15 protein-coding genes and 1 tRNA gene are annotated in these 19,809 nt (G+C 37.3%); 11 read left to right on the top strand and 5 right to left on the bottom strand.

The window, feature by feature from the left end:
* Positions 1–24: 24 nt before the first annotated feature.
* On the top strand, positions 25–579 hold the full coding sequence (locus IPI65_01240) for a hypothetical protein (GenBank protein MBK7440186.1): 555 nt from the start codon (positions 25–27) through the stop codon (positions 577–579).
* Here IPI65_01240 and selD read toward each other — a convergent pair.
* The gene (gene selD / locus IPI65_01235) at positions 576–1,613 is read right to left on the bottom strand and encodes a selenide, water dikinase SelD (GenBank protein MBK7440185.1); all 1,038 of its coding nucleotides are present in this window, start codon (positions 1,611–1,613) and stop codon (positions 576–578) included. The two genes, IPI65_01240 and selD, sit on opposite strands and share 4 nt — an antisense overlap.
* A 284-nt stretch (positions 1,614–1,897) precedes the next feature.
* Between selD and IPI65_01230 the strand changes: the two genes are divergently transcribed.
* Together IPI65_01230 and IPI65_01225 are read left to right on the top strand one after the other, a co-directional pair.
* Positions 1,898–4,570, top strand: a complete 2,673-nt coding sequence (locus IPI65_01230; GenBank protein MBK7440184.1) for a T9SS type A sorting domain-containing protein — start codon at positions 1,898–1,900, stop codon at positions 4,568–4,570.
* A gap of 171 nt (positions 4,571–4,741) precedes the next feature.
* The gene (locus tag IPI65_01225; protein MBK7440183.1) at positions 4,742–5,509 is read left to right on the top strand and encodes a hypothetical protein; all 768 of its coding nucleotides are present in this window, start codon (positions 4,742–4,744) and stop codon (positions 5,507–5,509) included.
* Between the two features lie 46 nt (positions 5,510–5,555).
* On the opposite strand, the gene mnmH is transcribed toward IPI65_01225, so the two are convergent.
* Together mnmH and IPI65_01215 are read right to left on the bottom strand one after the other, a co-directional pair.
* On the bottom strand, positions 5,556–6,308 hold the full coding sequence (gene mnmH / locus IPI65_01220) for a tRNA 2-selenouridine(34) synthase MnmH (protein MBK7440182.1): 753 nt from the start codon (positions 6,306–6,308) through the stop codon (positions 5,556–5,558).
* A 26-nt stretch (positions 6,309–6,334) separates the two neighbouring features.
* Complete coding sequence (locus IPI65_01215) at positions 6,335–6,589, bottom strand: hypothetical protein (protein MBK7440181.1); 255 nt, start codon at positions 6,587–6,589, stop codon at positions 6,335–6,337.
* A gap of 45 nt (positions 6,590–6,634) precedes the next feature.
* On the opposite strand from IPI65_01215, the gene IPI65_01210 reads away from it, so the two are divergent.
* From IPI65_01210 to IPI65_01180, 7 genes are all read left to right on the top strand, one after another.
* The gene (locus IPI65_01210; protein ID MBK7440180.1) at positions 6,635–7,846 is read left to right on the top strand and encodes a TlpA family protein disulfide reductase; all 1,212 of its coding nucleotides are present in this window, start codon (positions 6,635–6,637) and stop codon (positions 7,844–7,846) included.
* 796 nt (positions 7,847–8,642) lie between these two features.
* Positions 8,643–8,715, top strand: a tRNA-Gln gene (locus tag IPI65_01205).
* A gap of 318 nt (positions 8,716–9,033) precedes the next feature.
* On the top strand, positions 9,034–10,107 hold the full coding sequence (locus tag IPI65_01200) for a class I fructose-bisphosphate aldolase (GenBank protein MBK7440179.1): 1,074 nt from the start codon (positions 9,034–9,036) through the stop codon (positions 10,105–10,107).
* A gap of 82 nt (positions 10,108–10,189) precedes the next feature.
* Positions 10,190–11,059, top strand: a complete 870-nt coding sequence (locus IPI65_01195; protein MBK7440178.1) for an acetyl-CoA carboxylase carboxyltransferase subunit beta — start codon at positions 10,190–10,192, stop codon at positions 11,057–11,059.
* Between the two features lie 146 nt (positions 11,060–11,205).
* On the top strand, positions 11,206–11,478 hold the full coding sequence (gene rpsO, locus IPI65_01190; protein MBK7440177.1) for a 30S ribosomal protein S15: 273 nt from the start codon (positions 11,206–11,208) through the stop codon (positions 11,476–11,478).
* A 268-nt stretch (positions 11,479–11,746) separates the two neighbouring features.
* Positions 11,747–13,900, top strand: coding sequence for a polyribonucleotide nucleotidyltransferase (locus IPI65_01185; GenBank protein ID MBK7440176.1), 2,154 nt, complete (start codon positions 11,747–11,749; stop codon positions 13,898–13,900).
* Positions 13,901–14,094: 194 nt separating this feature from the next.
* On the top strand, positions 14,095–14,961 hold the full coding sequence (locus tag IPI65_01180) for a sigma-70 family RNA polymerase sigma factor (protein MBK7440175.1): 867 nt from the start codon (positions 14,095–14,097) through the stop codon (positions 14,959–14,961).
* A 76-nt stretch (positions 14,962–15,037) separates the two neighbouring features.
* On the opposite strand, the gene IPI65_01175 is transcribed toward IPI65_01180, so the two are convergent.
* Positions 15,038–16,291: a methionine adenosyltransferase gene (locus IPI65_01175; protein ID MBK7440174.1), complete on the bottom strand. Its 1,254-nt coding sequence runs from the start codon at positions 16,289–16,291 to the stop codon at positions 15,038–15,040.
* Between the two features lie 137 nt (positions 16,292–16,428).
* The gene (locus IPI65_01170) at positions 16,429–17,499 is read right to left on the bottom strand and encodes a rhodanese-related sulfurtransferase (protein ID MBK7440173.1); all 1,071 of its coding nucleotides are present in this window, start codon (positions 17,497–17,499) and stop codon (positions 16,429–16,431) included.
* Between the two features lie 176 nt (positions 17,500–17,675).
* Between IPI65_01170 and IPI65_01165 the strand changes: the two genes are divergently transcribed.
* Entirely contained in the window at positions 17,676–19,697 is a 2,022-nt protein-coding gene (locus IPI65_01165) for a T9SS type A sorting domain-containing protein (protein ID MBK7440172.1), read from the top strand.
* Positions 19,698–19,809: the final 112 nt, after the last annotated feature.

Genomic DNA, 19,809 nt, shown 5'->3' with positions numbered 1-19,809 from the left:
ATTTTTGACTCAATTGTATTACCAATGAAATCACTCATACTTTTTTTATGTGTGTGTTGTTCCCTTCAACGCACTTATGCCCAGTTGGAATTGCGATTAGATGCTAATTTCTTAGTGAATATTGAAGCTTTAAACGAGAATGTGTTTGTTAATGCTAATGTTGAAGGTCTGGCTAATGCCATCTTTATATTAAATCCCGAAAATTCATTAGGTGTTGGCGGTGGTTTGGGTATTTATGGAGAACACCCTGATTATGGAAATAAATACACTTTTATATTCCCATTGTTAGTTGAATATAATTATGGATACGGGTCTTCTTCTTTAAGTAATAAACCGATAGGTGTATTTGCAAATTTAGGATACCAAAGTATTTTTTATATAAATGCTTCAACATTAAATGGATTTGTTTTTAGTGCAGGAATAAGAACCCCCAACTTTTTACCTGAAAATATGCGCTGGTATAAATTAGATGATATACAAAAACAATTATTTATTCGAGTAATGGCATTAGACGGTTCAACACAACAAAGAATCGTGTCGTGCGGAATAGGATTTAATTTTCCTAATGTTGCAATTTAAAGAATAACTACTGTTGATGCTTGCGGCTCAACCAATTCACCAAATGCTTCAACCTGAATATTTTCATTCGCACACACCTGCATAAATATTTGCTCAAAACCTTTGCTTACGGCTACTAGCAGCCCACCGCTGGTTTGAGGGTCGCATAAAATGGCTTTTTTATATTCATCTAAGCCTGATATTTTATTTCCGTAACTCGCAAAATTTCTGTTAGTGCCACCCGGAACAGATTTTTGATCAAGATAATGATTGAGTATATTTTTATCAATTGTCGGTACCAAATCAAAATTTATTTCTGCACTCAAATTACTGCCTTCACACATTTCTATCAGGTGACCCATTAAGCCGAACCCTGTTACATCAGTCATTGCTTCAACATAACTTAAGCCGCCAAATAAAGCACCAATTTTATTTAATTGCATCATGCTATCCGGAGCGATATCTGCATGTTCCGGCAACAAAATATTTTTCTTTTGAGCTGTGGTAAGAATGCCCACACCTAATTTTTTCGTAAGAAATAATTTACATCCCACACCTGCACCTGAATTTGTTTTTAAATTGGGTAAATCTACCAAACCACTCACTGCCAAACCAAAAACAGGTTCCGGACAATCAATACTGTGTCCCCCGGCCAACGGTATGCCTGCATCCGCACATGCTTGTCGTGCACCATCTAATACCATTCCGGCGTATTCAGGAGCAATTTTATCAATTGGCCAACCTAAAATTGCAATAGCCATAATAGGTTTGCCACCCATTGCATATACATCACTAATGGCATTTACGCTTGCAATACGACCAAATTTAATTGGATCATCTACTATCGGCATAAAAAAATCTGTAGTAGAAACTAAACCGGTCCCATTTCCCAAATCATATACCGCAGCATCATCTTTGGTTTCATTACCAACCAAAAGTTGAGGAAAGATGCCTTGTTTTCCGGCAGTTTTCAAAATTTCATCCAGTATTTTAGGCGAAATTTTACAGCCACAACCGGCTCCATGCGAATATTGGGTGAGTTTGATTGGTTCCATAATCACTATTTTAAAGCAAATTTACGGGTTTCAATTTTGAAAGTTTTTAAAGCCACTAGTATCTATTAATTTTAGCAGATTATTAGAGGTCGTATCAACGTGTTAACGCAATGCCAGAAACAGGTACACATTCATTTTTTAAAAAACCAGGGTTACTTTTTTATTTGTTGTGCATTTCGCAACTTGCTTACACTCAATGTATACCGCATAATGAAATTCCTTTTTATTTCTGTGAAAAAATATCTCGTAATACACTTGAAAATTATCTTTCGAGAGCTGTTTCTATGAGTGGATTAGCATCGTTTCAATATGAGGGTGAAATATTAGTGCCAATTTATAACGATGAAGAACTTGAGGGCGATTTAAGCATGTTGATCAATTTGCAGCCAAAGTTTATTGGCAGAGCAGCAGGAGAATGGTTCCAATTCGGATTAGACGAATTACATTTTGAACGAGCAGCATATATAGCAGAACGGTTTCATTCAATTGATCCGGATATTATTTTACAGGCTGCAGTATTTGAACATATTGAGAATATCTTGCAACCGCCTGACCAGGGGATTCAAAATATTATTATTCCAAATTATGTTGAAGCAGAATTTGGGTTAGATACGCTACCACTTAGATATTTTGATTATGATTTAATGGTGTATGATGACTGGATTAGCAATATCACGCATAAAGATGTGCCTGATATAACAAAATTATTCACTCAAATGTGGATTTATTATCGTGCTACCAGATATATTTCAATTGGTTATGAAGCAGTGCATTTTGGGCAATTTGCAGTAATGAATGACAATGATATCTGCAATTATAATTGGGGAATTACATTAAAACGTATACGGGAATTTGCAAAAAATGGCAGCCCTGAATTTAATTTACCCGGCGCAAGGAGAGGTATCGTAATTTGTGATGCCCATACACCGGGATTAGAAGAGGATTTTGATGCTCCGTATTTTAATTGCACCGATACCTTGTTGTTTGATTTACTTTCTTTCCCTAGCGTAATTCAAGAGGGCTATAAGGTAAATAATCCTGATAATTATTTTGATGGCTACGACAGAACATGTTATGTTGATGGGGATGTAAAACCTTCATTGCTAACACATGGGTATGGCGGAATAACAGCATCTGAGTGGGGTTGGACTGCAGACGAAAGTAACCCAATTCCAATGATTATCGAACTGGATGAAGGACAGTCACACAGCGTTTGTGAAGGGGAAAATACAAGTGGTAATTTTGAATGCCAATCGGACCAGGATCCGGCAATAGAGCGACCACGATGGTTAATTTGGGGTTGGGATGAAATTACTTATTTCGCATTACAGTCTGAAAGTTACAGAAATTATTTGTTGTCCTATTTTTATGAAACAATCCATCAAACAGATAAAAATGCTTTTTTTCAAATTCCATTACGCCGTAATTTATTCGCATGGCATGATGATATTTATAAAGCTAATAATGGTTATGGTAATCAGGAAACTGCCATAAAATGGATATGGAATAATTCGGGTAAGTTTGATTTTTGCGATAAAACAATAATATCCTCAGATTTTACAAAGGCAGATAACTATTTACTTGAACATAATCTGATCAACCGATTGAGTGATGTTAATGGTGATCATGCAGATGATATCATTACAATTTCAAGTAGCAGTGTTTTTGTGAAAACTTCTGCGGATAAAAACTTCTCAGCAAGCACGGTTTGGCTCTCTGATGCTGATTTTGAAATTATTAAAACTGCAGGAAAGAGAATTTATCTTTATGATTTTAATGGTGATAATAATAATGATTTAATTGGGATAGACGATAGCGGTATTTTCATCTGTAAATCCACAGGAATAAATTTTGAATCTGGATATTATGGCGTTTTACATGATGAGATTTTACCGATAGGAATTATTAATCCGAATAACTATATATTCAGTGATTTTAATGCTGATCATAAAATCGATATCGCCTATTTTGATAACGGTATCGCGAAAGTTGCATTGTCAAATGGTTTGGAGTTTGAATTAACCAACACATCAGATGATATTTGGAATGAAACATTTATTAAAGATGCAGACTGGGATAATCAATTTAATTTAAGATTAACAGGTGATGTGAATGGTGATGAAAAACAAGATATTATTGAATTTGGTGATAATGAAATTTTGGTCGGTATAGCAAGTGATAACAATTTTGAAGTGAATACATGGTTGATTAATGATTTTTGTAAAAACCAGAATTGGAATAACACCGAAAATGTTCGGTTATTAGCCGATGTCAACGGAGATGGGATGGATGATGTTGTGGGATTTGGTTACTGGGGCGTAATGGTGTCACTCTCAACAGGTGAAGGTTTTTCAGAACCTGATTTTTGGATTTATAACTATGGAACAAATAATCAATCAGGTGGCTGGTTAAATGGTTTGCACATCAGAACGCTTGCTGATATGAACGGAGATAATATGTTCGACATTGTTGGTTTTGGAAATAACGGTCTTATGGTTTCAATGTCAACAGGTAGTAGTTTTTCGTCAATCGCCTTATATACAGATTTTGATTATCCCGAATACAATACCATTAATAATTCACGGTTAATAGGAAATACAGATGATGATAAACGTGCAGAAATAATTGCATTTGGTGAATACCAGTTGTATGAATTAAATTGCGATGTCAACTATAAAGAACAGATGAAAGGTGATAAATTATTGACAGCAACTAACCAAATATTAATTTCCCCCAACCCGGCTAAAAATTTTATAACTGTTCAAATTGATCAGCCATTTGATGGTGTTTTGCAGGTAATCAATGCTTTAGGAGAAATTGTAATTACTGATAATATCAACCATTATCAGCATGAAAAAGTAATTAATTTTGCATCCGATTTACCCAATGGTATCTATTTAATTTCGATATCAAATGAAACAGTGGTATTAACGGGTAAATTTATCAAGTTTGAATAGATGATTCCCCAACCATCTCCCACAACACATTTGCATTTCACCATGGTTCGATGTTTTTACATGCTCATCAACAATTCTAAAACTTCAATATTACTTCAGAAATGCTCCTGATTTAACACAATTCATGGTTCTAATTTTGTGCTTATTAATTAAACATTAAATTAAATTACTATGAAAAGTATTCAAATGTTATTTACTGTATGCACAACATTATGTGTATTTGCAAGTTGTCAAAAAAACGACCTTACGCCGGTTGAAACTACACAGACAGGGGCTTTCAATTTGGCAAAATTGGCTCCGGCTGATTTTATTGATGAAAGTAATTTTGTAGATGGTGTTACAAACCCATATTTCCCATTAAATATCGGCGACACACTGTGGTATCAGCTTTATATCATAGAAGATGGTGATAGCGTATTTGAGGATAGTTATGTAACTGTTACTACTGATACTAAAATAATTGAAGGAATAAATTGTACGGTTATTCGCGATTATGTTACAGTAGATGGAATTGTTGCTGAAGATACGTACGATTGGTATGCGCAGGATATTTATGGTAACGTTTGGTATTTAGGGGAAGACACTAAAAAATATTTTGAAGATGGGACCTTTTCTACAGATGGTTCTTTTGAGCACGGTGTTGATGGTGCAGTTGGTGGGTTGTTTATGTTAGCAGACCCAGATGCACATATCGGGCATCAATATCAACAGGAAAATTATGCCGGATTTGCTGAAGACCGTGCAAAAATTGTAGGTGTTAATGAAACTATTACCATTGGGTTAGGCACGTTTACAAATTGTGTAAAAACTGCAGAAACTTCACCTTTGGCCCCTGGTATTTTAGGATATAAATATTATGCTCCGGGAATAGGTCAGGTGTATTCATTTACAGCAATTGGTGAAATTGAGGCACAGGAACTTGTTGAAACTAATTTTTAATTACATTTTAAAAAATAAATCTATGTGTAATCAATTATGCATGGATTTATTTTTTATTTAGTATAGAAAGTAATGTTGCGGCATTTGAAGTAGGTTGTATTTTATCTAAAGCAACAGTAATAATATTTGAAATTATTCTTTTACTTAACCCGTAATCATAAGTTTTATCATAATACACCAAAACGGTTTCCGTAGCCTTTTTTAAGTCACCCGCTTCGTAGGCTTCTAGCGCTGTTTTTGCATGTTGTCCACCTAATTTTTTTGTAATACGTTTAACAGCATCCAGTACGCCGTCTTTATCAAAATTGCCATACGTATTTACGAGATAATTAACCCTTTCTGAAACCGGAAAGTCACAATACATTACGGTTGCAGCGCGCATTTGTTCCCAAAATGGTTCAGGAATAAAAACGGTGCCGATTAAATGGCTCTCATCTTCAATCCAAATACGTTTTGTGTGGTCTAGTAATTGAATAGTTTCAAATAGCAGATTTTCAAAATGTTCAGTACCCGGTTGGGCAGCTTCTCCTAAATGTCCGAACGCGCTGCCTTTATGATTAGCTAATTTTTCTAAATCAATAATTTGTTCTCCTGATTGTTGCAACGATTGTAAAATTGCTGTTTTAGCACTTCCGGTTCTTCCACCCACCACAATTAAGTGTAAATTTTGCGAGAACGATGCCTGCACTTTTCTGCGGTAGGCTTTATAACCACCTTTTAACACAGTTGTTTGAATTCCGGCAAAATTGAACAGGGTTGCCATACTTTTACTGCGCATACCACCACGCCAGCAATGCATGTATAATTGTGTTGTATTGCTATCGGTTAATATTTTTTTGCTGTTGTTACAAACCCGGCCATTTTGGGGCCAACCAGGTTTAAACCCTTTTCTATAGCGGCTTGTTGCCCTTCCTGCTTATAGGTTATACCAACAATTGCTCTTTCGTTATCATCAAATAAAGGGATATTTATTGCGCCGGGAATATGCGCAACTGCAAATTCTTTTGGTGAACGAACATCAATTACCGGAACTTTTTCACCGTTTTCGAGATATTGGTCTATAGTGATTTCTTTGAACAAAAAATTAGCTTTGTTGTAAAGTTAGTAATCTTAAACACTTAGTGTATGAAACATTTTTTTGGGAGCATCATATTTTTATTGTTTGTTACTGTTCAGGTTAACGCCCAAGCGCATTATTTCAGAGGTAGTTTAACGACGCCCGGTGGGGAATTACTTTTTTTCTTTTCGGTGGATAGAAATGCTAGCGGTGAACCGTTTAAATATACCCTTGAAAATGGTGTAGAAACCATTGCCGGAACCTGCTCAGTTAAAGGCGATTCAGTAATTTTTAATTCACCGATTTTTAACTCAGAAATAATTGCAAAATTTAATGCAGACAATTCCGCACTCGATGGAAAATGGTACGACCGCTCCAGACCCGGAAATTATTATTTGCCCTTTAATGCAGTTTTTGTAAAAGAAAATGTATACAGACCGGGAATGGAAACGCCCGTTGCAGATATTAGCGGAAGGTATGATGCGAAATTTATTGATGGTGATGTAATTGATAATACCGTTGGCATTTTTAAACAGGAAGGTAATAAACTAACCGGCACATTTTTAACAACAACGGGTGATTATCGCATGTTAAATGGTTATGTTAGTGGAGATGATTTTTATCTCACTGCATTTGATGGCTCACATGCATTTTTGTTTAAAGGAAAAATTTTAGAAAACGGTGCATTATCCGGATATTTTTACAGCGGACAACATTTTCAGTCGCCATTTATTGCTGCAAAAAATGAGCAGGCTGCATTACCGGATCCCAAATCATTAACGTATTTAAAAGATGGTTATTCAAAAGTAGCTTTTTCATTTCCCGATGAAAATGGCAATATGGTAACACTGGAAGAAGAACAATTTAAAAACAAAGTAATAGTTATTCAGATAACAGGAAGCTGGTGCCCGAATTGTATGGATGAAACAAGTTACCTGAGTGAAGTTGAAGAAAAATACAAAGGCAAAAATCTCGCGCTCGTCGCCTTAGCATTCGAACGACAAACGGATCCGGTTTTATTTAAACAAAATATTACCAAACTCAAACAACATTTTGGTATTGATTACCTGTACCTAAATGCCGGCTTACCCAAAACCGCAAGTGCAGCCTTACCCATGTTAAATAAAGTATTAGGCTTTCCCACCACCATCATATTAAACAGCAATCACGAAGTAGTAGAAATATACACCGGCTTCAACGGCCCCGCCACCGGCGATTTATTTCTTCAATACCAAAAAGAATTTGAAGCACTCCTAAACTCCCTGCTTGCAATAAAATAAAATTTTTTCCATTACGATTTTAAGCAGACTGTCCCATTCGGGTGGCGCACCCGAATAATCCGCAGGGTGCATCACCCAAGGATACGATTCTTAATTAATTAATTAAAATTACACCACTTAAATAACAATCCAATATTACCTCACTAAATTACCTACAAGAAAAGTACACATCGTCCCATTCGGGTGGCGCACCCGAATAATCCGCAGGGTGCTCCACCCAAGGATACGAATATTAATTTTTTATCCACTAATCAAATTAAAAACTCCAACACCTAAATCCCAATCCCAAATCATCTCATCTATTCCCCTCAAAAACAAAACGCAACTTATCCCACTCGTTTTTACTTCATCATCCACATTTGCATTTTCACACGAGCCCGAATAAAATATAAACACAAATTGTGCATCAAAAACAATTTGTGCTTACAAACAAAAACCCGCGTGAGTGATTGTAGCGGAAACAAACTAATGTGCTAATGTGATAATGTGCTGATGTGCTAATTGAACAGCCGGATTTGAGTTAACCTAATAATTATATAGTTTGTTGCAGCGGAAAGCACGGTGCCGCGCGTGAAGTTGATGGATATCAAAAAATGCTATCTGCGGCGCACGCCCAAATCATTTTTATTTATACAATTAACTTCATTCAGCATTCCAATTTAAATATCAGCACGCTATCCTACCCATGCCTGCGCTTGTGCAGCCTTATTTTTTTCAACTTTTTTTTGCTACTCCCAAACAATTAAAATATCTTTGCACTCTCAATTTTCAGAAATTCATTTCAGAAAAGCGAAACTGGCTGATGGTGTAACTGGCAACACGTCTGATTTTGGTTCAGAAGAGTCTAGGTTCGAGCCCTAGTCGGCCAACAGTAACCCTCCACTTCGGAGGGTTTTTTTATGCCCGGAAATGAGTGATGAGTTGTCCGCTTAAGGCGGACATGAGTGATGAGTGGTTGTGAGCTACGAGGGCCTTGGGGTTTATTCTTTATACATATCACTCTAAATGAACATTGCCATAATCTAAATGTCCAGCCTACTCCAAATCACTCATCCCTCATTACTCATCCCTCATCCCTCCATCCCCCTCATTTCCAGCACTTTCCATATTAATTTTGTTTTTCTCGCCCAATTTTTTCCTTTTTCCCTTATTTTTGCCCCTCATTACACTAAAACCAATAGTATAATATGTCAATCAATAACATTGTTAGTTTACTTGGAGATAAAGCAGACTACTTACTGAATCACGAATCAAAAACCATTTCCAAATCAGCTATACATGTTCCGGGGGGAGATTTTGTTGATCGTATATGGGTTAACAGCGATCGGAATCCACAGGTTTTGCGCAACATTCAAAGCATGTATAATACCGGCCGTTTGGCGGGAACCGGCTATTTGTCCATTTTACCTGTTGACCAGGGCATTGAACATAGTGCAGGTGCTTCATTTGCAAAAAATCCGATTTATTTCGACCCGCAAAATATTATTGAACTAGCCATTGAAGGCGGCTGTAATGCAGTAGCCACAACGTTTGGCGGCTTAGGCATGGTGGCGCGTAAGTATGCGCACAAAATACCTTTTATTGTAAAGGTGAATCACAACGAATTTTTAACGTATCCGAATAAATTTGACCAGGTGATGTTTGCAAATGTGAAATCATGCTGGGACCTTGGCGCTGCGGCAATTGGCGCAACCATTTATTTTGGTTCAGATGAATCTACACGTCAGCTACAGGAAGTTACTGAAGCATTTCAATATGCCCACGAATTAGGTATGTCTACCATTTTATGGTGTTATTTGCGCAACCCGGCCTTCAAAAAAGATGGCGTGGATTATCATTTGAGCGCAGATTTAACCGGACAGGCAAACCACTTAGGGGTTACCATTGAAGCAGACATTATCAAACAAAAATTACCGGAAAACAACGGCGGTTACTTAGCATTAAACACTAAAGAATCGGCTTACGGTAAAAACGATAAACGCATTTACGACGAATTAACTACCAATCACCCGATTGACCTTTGTCGCTACCAGGTTGCAAATTGTTATATGGGCCGTGCCGGTTTAATTAATTCAGGTGGTGCTTCTTCAGGTGCAGCCGATTTAACGGAAGCTGTAACTACTGCCGTAATTAACAAACGTGCCGGTGGTATGGGATTAATTTCAGGTCGTAAAGCATTCCAGCGCCCAATGAATGAAGGTGTTGCCATTTTGAATGCGATTCAGGATGTTTACCTTACTAAAGAGGTAACCATTGCCTAAGCACCTGTTTCCCTTAATAACCCGCTGTTAACGGCGATTTTAGTATTAACTTTGATTTTACTTTAGATAAAACAGGGCAGTTATGTCAGAGCAAAAACCGGATAAAACGAGTTGGTTTAAGCGGAGCAGAAAAGGCATCGAGACTTCAACAGAAGAAAAACTCGATACGCCTGAAGGTGTGTGGTGGCAATGTCCGGAGTGCAAAAAAACCACTACGGCAATTGAATTTGAAGAAAAATTCTGGTGCTGCCCCAACTGTGGTTACCACGGACGAATCGGTTCAAAACAATATTTTGCTTTGTTTTTTGATGAAGGCAAACACGAATTATTGTTCGAAAATGTGCGTTCAAAAGATGCCCTCAATTTCAAAGACCTTAAACAATACGGCGACCGCTTAAACGAAGCCTGGAAAAAGTCGGAATACACCGATGCCATTAGCGTTGGCGTTGGTCCAATTGATGGTCATAATACAGTTATTGCATGCATGAACTTCGAATTTATTGGTGGCAGTATGGGAACCGTTGTGGGGGAAAGAATTTCACGTGGAATTGATTATTGTGTGGAACACCATTTGCCTTTTATGATTATATCAAAATCGGGCGGGGCAAGGATGATGGAAAGTGGATTTTCACTCATGCAAATGGCAAAAACCTCAGCAAAACTTACCTTGCTGGCTAAACATAAATTACCTTACATTTCATTGTGCACCGACCCAACAACCGGTGGTGTTACTGCAAGTTATGCCATGTTGGGGGATATTAATATTGCTGAACCAAAAGCGTTAATCGGCTTTGCAGGTCCACGTGTGGTAAAAGAAACTATCAAAAAAGACTTACCGAAAGGTTTCCAAAGTGCTGAGTTTTTACTCGAAACCGGCTTTCTGGACTTAATTGTGGAAAGAAAAGATTTAAAAAACAAAATAGCCGTTTTATTAGGCCATTTTAAAGGGTAATTTGTTCATTATCAATCACTTATCTAATTTGGCCTGTGGTTTGTATCGTGCGGGCCGGGTTGTGGACTTTTTTCTGTTGAAACAACCTTTGTTTTTTCATTAAATAGCCTTACCTTTGCTCCTCAAATATCAAAAGCAGTAATAAAATGCCAGTAGTAACAGCAGAAAATAGAAAACAGATTTTCAAAGAACACGGTGGTTCTGAGGCAAATACAGGTTCAGTTGAAGGTCAAATCGCACTTTTTACAGCGCGTATTAATCACCTTACCGAACACTTAAAAGAAAACAAAAAAGACTTCGCTACAAAACGTAGTTTATTGATGTTGGTTGGTAAACGCCGTCGTTTCCTGAATTATCTTATGAAAAAAGATATCGCGGCTTACCGTTCTTTAATTGAGAAATTAAATATACGTCGCTAATCAAACAATGATAACAATATTGGGCTATGTGGAAAATGAAAATTATCCCGTAGCCCTTTTTCATTTTTAAAATAATACAGTATCCCAAATCCGGCACAACACTTTCTTCCTCCAAACAGTATGTTTCCGGAAACAACAAAAACATTTTAACTTTTTATATAATTTTTCAATAACCGGGTGTGGAGTTTGATTAAACTAATTGGTCCCTTAAAACCAAAATCCCCAAAAAATATTTCAAACTCCTGCCTACAAAATTTCGAACAAAACAATGAAACCAAATCCAATCACAGTCACGATCCCGCTTGGGCATGACCGTACGATTACCATCGAAACAGGCAAATTAGCCAAGCAGGCAGATGGTTCAGTAGTAGTAAAATGTGGCGGCACAATGTTGCTGGCTACAGTTGTTTCTAACAAAGAAGCAAAAGAAGGTGTAGACTTTATGCCTTTAACCGTTGATTATCGTGAAAATTATGCTGCAGCCGGTCGTTTTCCGGGTGGCTTTTTGAAACGTGAAGCACGCCCTTCAGAATATGAAATTCTGATCAGCCGCTTGATAGACCGCGCAATGCGCCCAATGTTTCCTGATAATTACCATGCCGATACACAGGTATTGGTTACTTTAATTTCACTCGATACAGAAATTCTTCCTGATGCACTCGCTTGTTTAGCAGGTGCTGCAGCTTTAGCCGTTTCTGATATTCCTTTTAACGGTCCGATTTCTGAAGTACGCGTTGGTCGTATTAATGGTGAATATGTAATTAACCCTTCACGTACTGAATTATCAAATTCAGATATCGACATGATTGTTGCCGGTTCGCACAAAGACGTGGTAATGGTTGAAGGTGAATTAAAAGAAGTGAAAGAAGAAGATATGCTTGAAGCAATTCGTATTGCACATCAGGCTATTCAGGCACAATGCGAAAAATTAAGTGAATTAACGCGCTTAACAGGTAAAGAAACAAAACGCGAATACAATCACGAAACACATGACGAAGAATTAAAAGAACGCATGTGGAAGGAATTGTATGATAAAGTAAGTGCAGTTGCACACATGCCATCTAAAAAAGAAGAGCGTAGTGAGGCATTTAAAAAAGTGAAGGAAGATTTTAAAGCACTTTTTACAGAAGAAGAATTAGCAGAAAAAGGTGGATTTATTTCAACGTATTATCACGATATCGAAAAACATGCAATGCGCGAAATGGTTTTAACTGATCGTCAGCGTTTGGATGGCCGTAAATTAGATGAAGTGCGCCCTATTTGGGGAGAGGTTGATTATCTGCCATCAGCACATGGTTCTGCAGTATTCACACGTGGTGAAACACAATCGTTAACTACCGTTACATTAGGTAGTAAAATGGATGAGCAGTTGATTGATGGTGTTGTGCATGAAGGCAATTCTAAATTTTTATTACACTATAATTTCCCACCTTTTTCAACCGGTGAAGCAAAACCGATGCGTGGTTTAGGCAGGAGAGAAGTTGGTCACGGAAACCTGGCCATGCGTGCCATTAAATGGTCGTTGCCTGAAGATAATGCATATACCATACGTATAGTTTCTGATATTTTAGAATCAAATGGTTCTTCATCTATGGCTACTGTTTGTGCAGGTTCACTTGCATTAATGGATGCCGGTGTTCAGGTTAAAAAACCGGTTGCAGGTATTGCAATGGGTTTAATTTCTGAACCAAATATGGTGCGTTATGCCATTTTAAGTGATATTCTTGGTGATGAAGATCATTTAGGTGATATGGATTTTAAAGTTGCAGGAACAGAAGCAGGTATTACTGCAACGCAAATGGATATTAAAGTTGACGGATTAAGTTTTGGTGTTGTGAAAGAAGCATTGGAACAAGCCCGCAGAGGTCGTTTACACATATTAGGTGAAATGGCTAAAGTGATGACTCAGCCGCGTGAGGACTATAAACCACACGCACCAAGAATTGTACAAATTCAAATTCCTAGAGAATTTATCGGCGCGGTTATCGGGCCTGGTGGTAAAATTATTCAGGAAATGCAACGTGAAACCGGTGCACAAATTTCTATCGAAGAAGTTGGTGAATTTGGTATGATTGATATTTCATCTCCGAACAAGGAATCAATCGATAAAGCAGTTAACCGTATTAAAGGTATTGTTGCCGTTCCTGAAGTTGGTGATGTGTATGAAGCAACTGTTAAATCAATTATGCCATACGGCGCTTTTGTTGAATTTTTACCGGGTAAAGAAGGTTTGTTGCACATATCAGAAGTGAGCTGGCAGCGACTTGAAACACTGGAAGGTGTTATCAATAAAGGTGATAAACTGAAAGTGAAATTACTTGAAGTAGATAAAAAAACAGGTAAATTTAAATTGTCTCGTAAAGTATTGCTCGATCGCCCTCAGCGTCAGGCACCTGCAAATAACGAGGAACAAAATAATTAATACCAAATTAATTTTAGCCAAAAGGGATGTTGATTTTCAGCATCCCTTTTTTTGTGAACGCTGCAGTGTAAACAGTTGTTAAGGTAAAAAACGCGTCCGGTTTGCTGTATCATTTTTTAGTCAAATCGATAAAAGTTTAGTAAATAATCATAACTTTTGTAATTTAGAAACGTATACTTCGTTAAATCACTGATATGCGCCAACTAAAAATAACTGCAAGTATAACGAGTCGGGAAAACGATTCGCTCGAAAAATACCTTTCCGAAATCGGGAAAATCGATATGATTACGCCTGAAGAGGAAGCTACTTTAGCAAAAAAAATACGGGAAGGTGATGAAGAAGCTTTGGATAAATTAACCAAAGCAAATTTGCGTTTTGTGGTATCGGTTGCAAAACAATATCAGGGTCATGGATTAACATTAAGCGATTTAATTAATGAAGGAAATGTGGGTTTAATTAAATCAGCAAAAAAATTCGACGAGACAAAAGGATTTAAATTTATTTCTTATGCCGTTTGGTGGATTCGTCAGTCTATTATGCTGGCAATAGTTGAACATTCGCGTTTAATTCGTTTGCCATTAAATAAAGCCGGAAATGTATCTAAAGTAAATAAAGCAGTAAGTGCATTTGAGCAGGAGTTTGAACGTGAACCAACATCGGAAGAGCTGGCTGAAGTATTACATTTAAAAGATGCTGATGTGCGCGATATTATTAAAAGTAATATCAAACATATTTCAATGGATGCGCCATTAGGTGGTGAAGGTGAAGATGGCAGTATGGCTGATGTTTTAGCTGATGTTGGTGAAGATACACCTGACCATTCGCTAATTACCGAATCACTTAAAAATGAAATTTCAACTGCCTTAAAAGTATTATCGGAAAGAGAAGCAGAAGTGGTAGCAGCATTTTTCGGAATTAATGGATTTCCAATGATGAGTGTGGATGAAATTGCCCAGAAATTTAATTTATCGCGTGAACGTGTGCGTCAGATAAAAGAAAGAGCAATACGCAGATTAAGAAAAGCAACAACAAGTGAAGTGTTGAAACCGTATTTGGGTTGATAACTTAAAATTATATCTCGCAAAAAAATAACCCCGAAGTTAGCTCCGGGGTTATTTTTTTATTTGTAATTGGTTATTATAATTTAAACGCCTTTTTAACAGCCGCTACATAATCTGTTTTTTCCCATGGAAATAATTCTACTTTCATTTTCACCACGCGACCGCTTCCGTCTTTAAATGTTTTTTGAACAGTTTTTGGTTCGCGACCCATATGTCCGTATGCTGCAGTTTCAGCATAAATAGGTGTGCGCAATTTAAAACGTTGTTCAATAGCGTATGGTTTTAAATCGAATATTTTACGAATTTTTTCAGCAATGGTGCCATCCTGCATTTTCACTTTTGCAGTGCCATAAGTATTTACATACAAACCAACAGGTTCAGCAACACCAATGGCATAAGCAACTTGCACCAATACCTCATCACATAAACCGGCAGCTACCATATTTTTTGCAATATGTCTTACAGCATAAGCTGCTGAGCGGTCAACTTTAGAAGGATCTTTTCCACTAAATGCACCACCACCGTGAGCACCTTTTCCGCCGTAGGTATCAACTATAATTTTACGTCCGGTTAATCCGGTATCACCATGTGGTCCGCCAATTACAAATTTGCCTGTCGGATTTACGTATAATTTATATTGCCCGTCAAATAATTTCTGAATTCTTTTTGGCAATAATTTTTTAACGCGTGGAATTAAAATGTCCTCAACATCTTTTTTAATGCCTGCCAACATTTTTTTCTCTTCAGCAAAATCATCATGTTGTGTTGATACAACAATTGCATCAATACGCATTGGTGTATTGTCATCAGCGTATTCAATCGTCACCTGACTTTTTGAATCGGGGCGTAAGTATTTCATTACTTTTCCTTCGCGACGAATACTTGCCAGTTCAATTAATAATAAATGTGCAATTTCCAATGAAAGCGGCATATAATTATCCGTTTCACGTGAAGCATAACCAAACATCATCCCCTGGTCACCGGCGCCCTGGTCTGCTTTTTTCTTGCGAACAACACCCATATGAATATCCGGACTTTGTTCGTGAATTGCTGAAATTATACCACATGAATTTGCCTCAAACATATATTCGCTTTTGGTATAACCAATTTTACGAATAACCTCACGGGCAATTTCCTGCACATCAAGATAGGTTTTAGAACGAACTTCACCGGCAAGCACAACCTGACCTGTAGTAACTAATGTTTCACAAGCTACTTTGCTTTCAGGGTCAAAAGCTAAAAAATGGTCAATCAGGGAATCAGAGATCTGATCGGCTACTTTGTCCGGATGTCCCTCGCTCACACTCTCAGAAGTGAATAAATATGGCATGTTTAAGCGTTTTTTTATAGATGAACGGCAAAGATACTTTCTTGGTTCGTAATGGCACAATATTGTATGTGGAAATGTACTGCTGAATCAGGATACACCCTGAAATGTAGGAATTACGCGTATTTATCTGCAATAGGTCAGGAAGGGTCGATTTTTATTTTTTCCATCCGCACCCGGCTCTTATTAAAAATATTCTGCCCTTTGTCGATTCCCTGACGCAATTGCTTTTGTTCTTCCTCAGGCAAATGAATGATATCATAACATGTTTGTGAACAACAGCCTTCAAATTTTGCTGCACAGCTCGGACATTGAATAAATAATAAATGGCAACCCGGATTTACACAATTGGTATGTGTGTCGGCAGGATTACCACATTGGTGACAACAGGAAATACTTTCATCACCAATACGTTCACCTAAACGATCATCAAAAACAAAATTTTTACCGATAAATTTATTTTCAAGATGTTCATGTTTAATGGTATTAGCATAATGAATAATGCCACCTTCTATATGATAAACATTTTTAAAACCGTTGTGTAACATATATGCACTTGCTTTTTCGCAACGAATTCCACCGGTGCAATACATGATAATATTTTTATCTTTTTTATCCTTCAACATGTCGGCCGCCATTGGCAATTGTTCACGGAAAGTATCACTCGGAACTTCGATGGCATTTTTAAAATGACCCACTTCATACTCATAGTGATTGCGCATGTCAACAATAATGGTTTCAGGGTCTTCCGACATCGAATTGTATGCTTCGGCATTTAAATATTTACCTTTATTCTGCATGCTGAATGTTGGGTCGGTAATGCCATCTGCAACAACCTTTTCACGCACTTTAATTTTTAATACAAAAAAAGATTTACCGTCATCATCAACAGCAATATTTAATCGTAATTGTTTATTACCTGTAGTTGGGTCAGTAAATTGTGTTGAGGGAACAACTGAATTAATATAATTTTTAAAATTATCAAATTGTTCAACCGGAATACTCATTTGTGCATTAATTCCTTCATGTGCAACATATATTCTACCTAATGCATTTATTGCACTTAAGTCGGTAAATAATTGATCACGAAATATTTGAGGTTCAGCTATCGGAAAATATTCATAAAAAGAAAGTGTCATTCTTTTTTCATCCGATTCCAGCATACGCTGTTTAAGTTCCTTGTGGGAAATTCTGTTGTATAAAAGTGCCATAGTAGAAATTTTGTATCCCGTTACAAGCGGGGTGAAATCTCAATAAACGGCGCAAAGGTAAGGAGTTTCAGGCTTACACCGAAATTTTGGAAGGTGATTTATATTCTTTTTCAAGGCGTTTGTATTTCTTACAAGTAATGTTTAATATTAACTTTTATTAACCAAACGAACTCAAAATGAAAAAAACACTTTTACTACCAGTGTTACTGATTTCCTCATCAGTAATGTTCTCCCAAACCATTATCGGGAACACTTCGTACGACGTGCAAACCAATAATGGCGCCAAACACCGCATTTCGGTGTATGATGACGGGCGTATTTCAGCTTCATGGACGGGCTCTACCGATTATGCAGTTGGAACGACCAACCCGGACCGAGGTATGTTTTTTAATCATTATAATGGAATTTCTTGGGGTGCCTTTCCTGCAACACGTATCGAATCTACAAAAACCGGATTTGGTGAGGTAATTACAGTAATGGACCACGAAGTTTCTTTCGCACACGATGGTGCAGCTATTTCCATCCAATTATATGCAAATGCTGCAATCGGTGGTACTACCTGGACTGAAATTGCAGGTTCTGATGATGTTGTAGGTTTTTGGCCAAGCGCAGTTTGCCCTGCCGGAACAGATGATATTTACCTGTTAAATGCGAATGCAAACCCACCTACTGAATTACGTTTTTCACGTTCTGATGACGGTGGTTTAACATGGACAGTATTAAACTCAACTGTACCTTTCCTGACTGCCGCTGAAGGTATTCCGGGATTATCAGTTGGTCTTATTGCAGCTGCTGAAACATATCAGTTAGCAGTTCATGGAACAGATGTTTACATTTTATATGGTGTTCCGAATTCTGATTTAGTGTTATTACATTCTCCTTCAAACGGCGCAGTGGGCACTTGGACAAGTACAGTGATTCATAATTTCCCGATTGATAATTATTCCGGATTAACACAAACTGATGTTGATGGCGATTTAGTTACTGACGTGATTGAAACAACTGATGCTAACCACCAAATGTTTGTTGATGCAGGTGGTGATGTGCATATTTATTCAGGTTATGTAAAAATATTTAACGATGGTTTAGGTGCATTCTGGTCTTACGATTATACAAATGCAATGGGTATTTGGCAATGGCATACCGGTATGGATGAGGCTGAAAAAATTGATTTAACACTCGATTGGGATAATACGGATGGTCTCGGTGACCCAATTGCAGGTATTGGTGCTTTCAGATCACATTATCGTTATACAGGCCTTGTTTCAACTCCGGGTGCTTGTATTGATGCACTTTCAGGAAGAATTTACTTAGTATATACCATGGCTATCGAGTACACCGATTTATTTGGTGACCCAACAAACTTATCTGCACAATCATTCCGCGATATTTTTGGTGTGTATAGTGATGATATGGGTGCTACTTGGTCAACTCCGGTTAACCTTACGAATACCGCTGAAACAGGAAAAGAAAATTTCTATGTTTCCGTTTATCCAGAATTTATGGATGGTAAAGTGCATACCGTTTGGCAGGAAGATGTTTATCCCGGAACAACAATTACCGATTTAGATCCGATTGGCGTAAATAATATTATGTATAACGGTTGGACTGCTGCCGATTTTGGCGATTCACCTCCTGTATGTAATGATGTTACAGGTCCCGGTGGATTATTTGCTGACGACATCACTTCATCTTCTGCAGTTATGCATTGGGATGAAGTTGATTTAGCTGATCAATATATTGTTGCATTCTGGAATGCTGCAGATATTGCTACCGTTGGTAAACGTCGCCCAAATACAAATATGTATGCAATTCCTACAGGTAAATTAGCACCTGAAACTACTTATGGTTTCCGTGTTAAAACTGTTTGTTACGACGAAGGAACAATTTCTCCGTATTCTGAAATTGCCTACTTTACAACATTACCTTTAAGAGAAGGTGAAGTGCGCGAATCTGTTGAAATGTTTCCTAATCCTTCGGATGGTGTTTTCACTATTCAGTTAGACGGATTTGAAGCAACTGAAACAAATACCGTAATTATGAATTCAGTTGGTCAAATTGTTTATCAAAGTACAAATACACCAAATGAATTTAATTTCACCTTACCGGTTTATTTGGATGAAGTTCCTGCCGGATTATATTATGTTACTGTTGCTTATAACGGTAAATTAATAACCAAAACAATGATGATTGATTAATCAGATAAATTAAAAATAAAACCTCCTGTTGTTCATTTGACCGGAGGTTTTATTTTTTCAAAAAAGTGTTTTTTATTTTTTTCATTTAACTAATCATTTAACCTGTTTGGTA

Source organism: Bacteroidota bacterium, from assembly GCA_016706255.1.
Classification (GTDB): Bacteria; Bacteroidota; Bacteroidia; order Chitinophagales; family BACL12; genus UBA7236.
The sequence above is the reverse complement of the archived record's forward strand: the minus strand, read 5'-3'. Positions and strand labels throughout refer to the sequence as shown.

Bases quoted from the DNA above. Each gene is read 5' to 3' on its own strand.
- IPI65_01200 (MBK7440179.1), top strand. From the start codon at position 9,034: ATGTCAATCAATAACATTGTTAGTTTACTTGGAGATAAAGCAGACTAC.
- selD (MBK7440185.1), bottom strand. From the start codon at position 1,613: ATGGAACCAATCAAACTCACCCAATATTCGCATGGAGCCGGTTGTGGC.
- IPI65_01240 (MBK7440186.1), top strand. From the start codon at position 25: ATGAAATCACTCATACTTTTTTTATGTGTGTGTTGTTCCCTTCAACGC.
- IPI65_01185 (MBK7440176.1), top strand. From the start codon at position 11,747: ATGAAACCAAATCCAATCACAGTCACGATCCCGCTTGGGCATGACCGT.
- IPI65_01230 (MBK7440184.1), top strand. From the start codon at position 1,898: ATGAGTGGATTAGCATCGTTTCAATATGAGGGTGAAATATTAGTGCCA.
- IPI65_01210 (MBK7440180.1), top strand. From the start codon at position 6,635: ATGAAACATTTTTTTGGGAGCATCATATTTTTATTGTTTGTTACTGTT.
- IPI65_01170 (MBK7440173.1), bottom strand. From the start codon at position 17,499: ATGGCACTTTTATACAACAGAATTTCCCACAAGGAACTTAAACAGCGT.
- IPI65_01175 (MBK7440174.1), bottom strand. From the start codon at position 16,291: ATGCCATATTTATTCACTTCTGAGAGTGTGAGCGAGGGACATCCGGAC.
- IPI65_01180 (MBK7440175.1), top strand. From the start codon at position 14,095: ATGCGCCAACTAAAAATAACTGCAAGTATAACGAGTCGGGAAAACGAT.
- IPI65_01225 (MBK7440183.1), top strand. From the start codon at position 4,742: ATGAAAAGTATTCAAATGTTATTTACTGTATGCACAACATTATGTGTA.
- mnmH (MBK7440182.1), bottom strand. From the start codon at position 6,308: ATGCATTGCTGGCGTGGTGGTATGCGCAGTAAAAGTATGGCAACCCTG.
- IPI65_01165 (MBK7440172.1), top strand. From the start codon at position 17,676: ATGAAAAAAACACTTTTACTACCAGTGTTACTGATTTCCTCATCAGTA.
- rpsO (MBK7440177.1), top strand. From the start codon at position 11,206: ATGCCAGTAGTAACAGCAGAAAATAGAAAACAGATTTTCAAAGAACAC.
- IPI65_01195 (MBK7440178.1), top strand. From the start codon at position 10,190: ATGTCAGAGCAAAAACCGGATAAAACGAGTTGGTTTAAGCGGAGCAGA.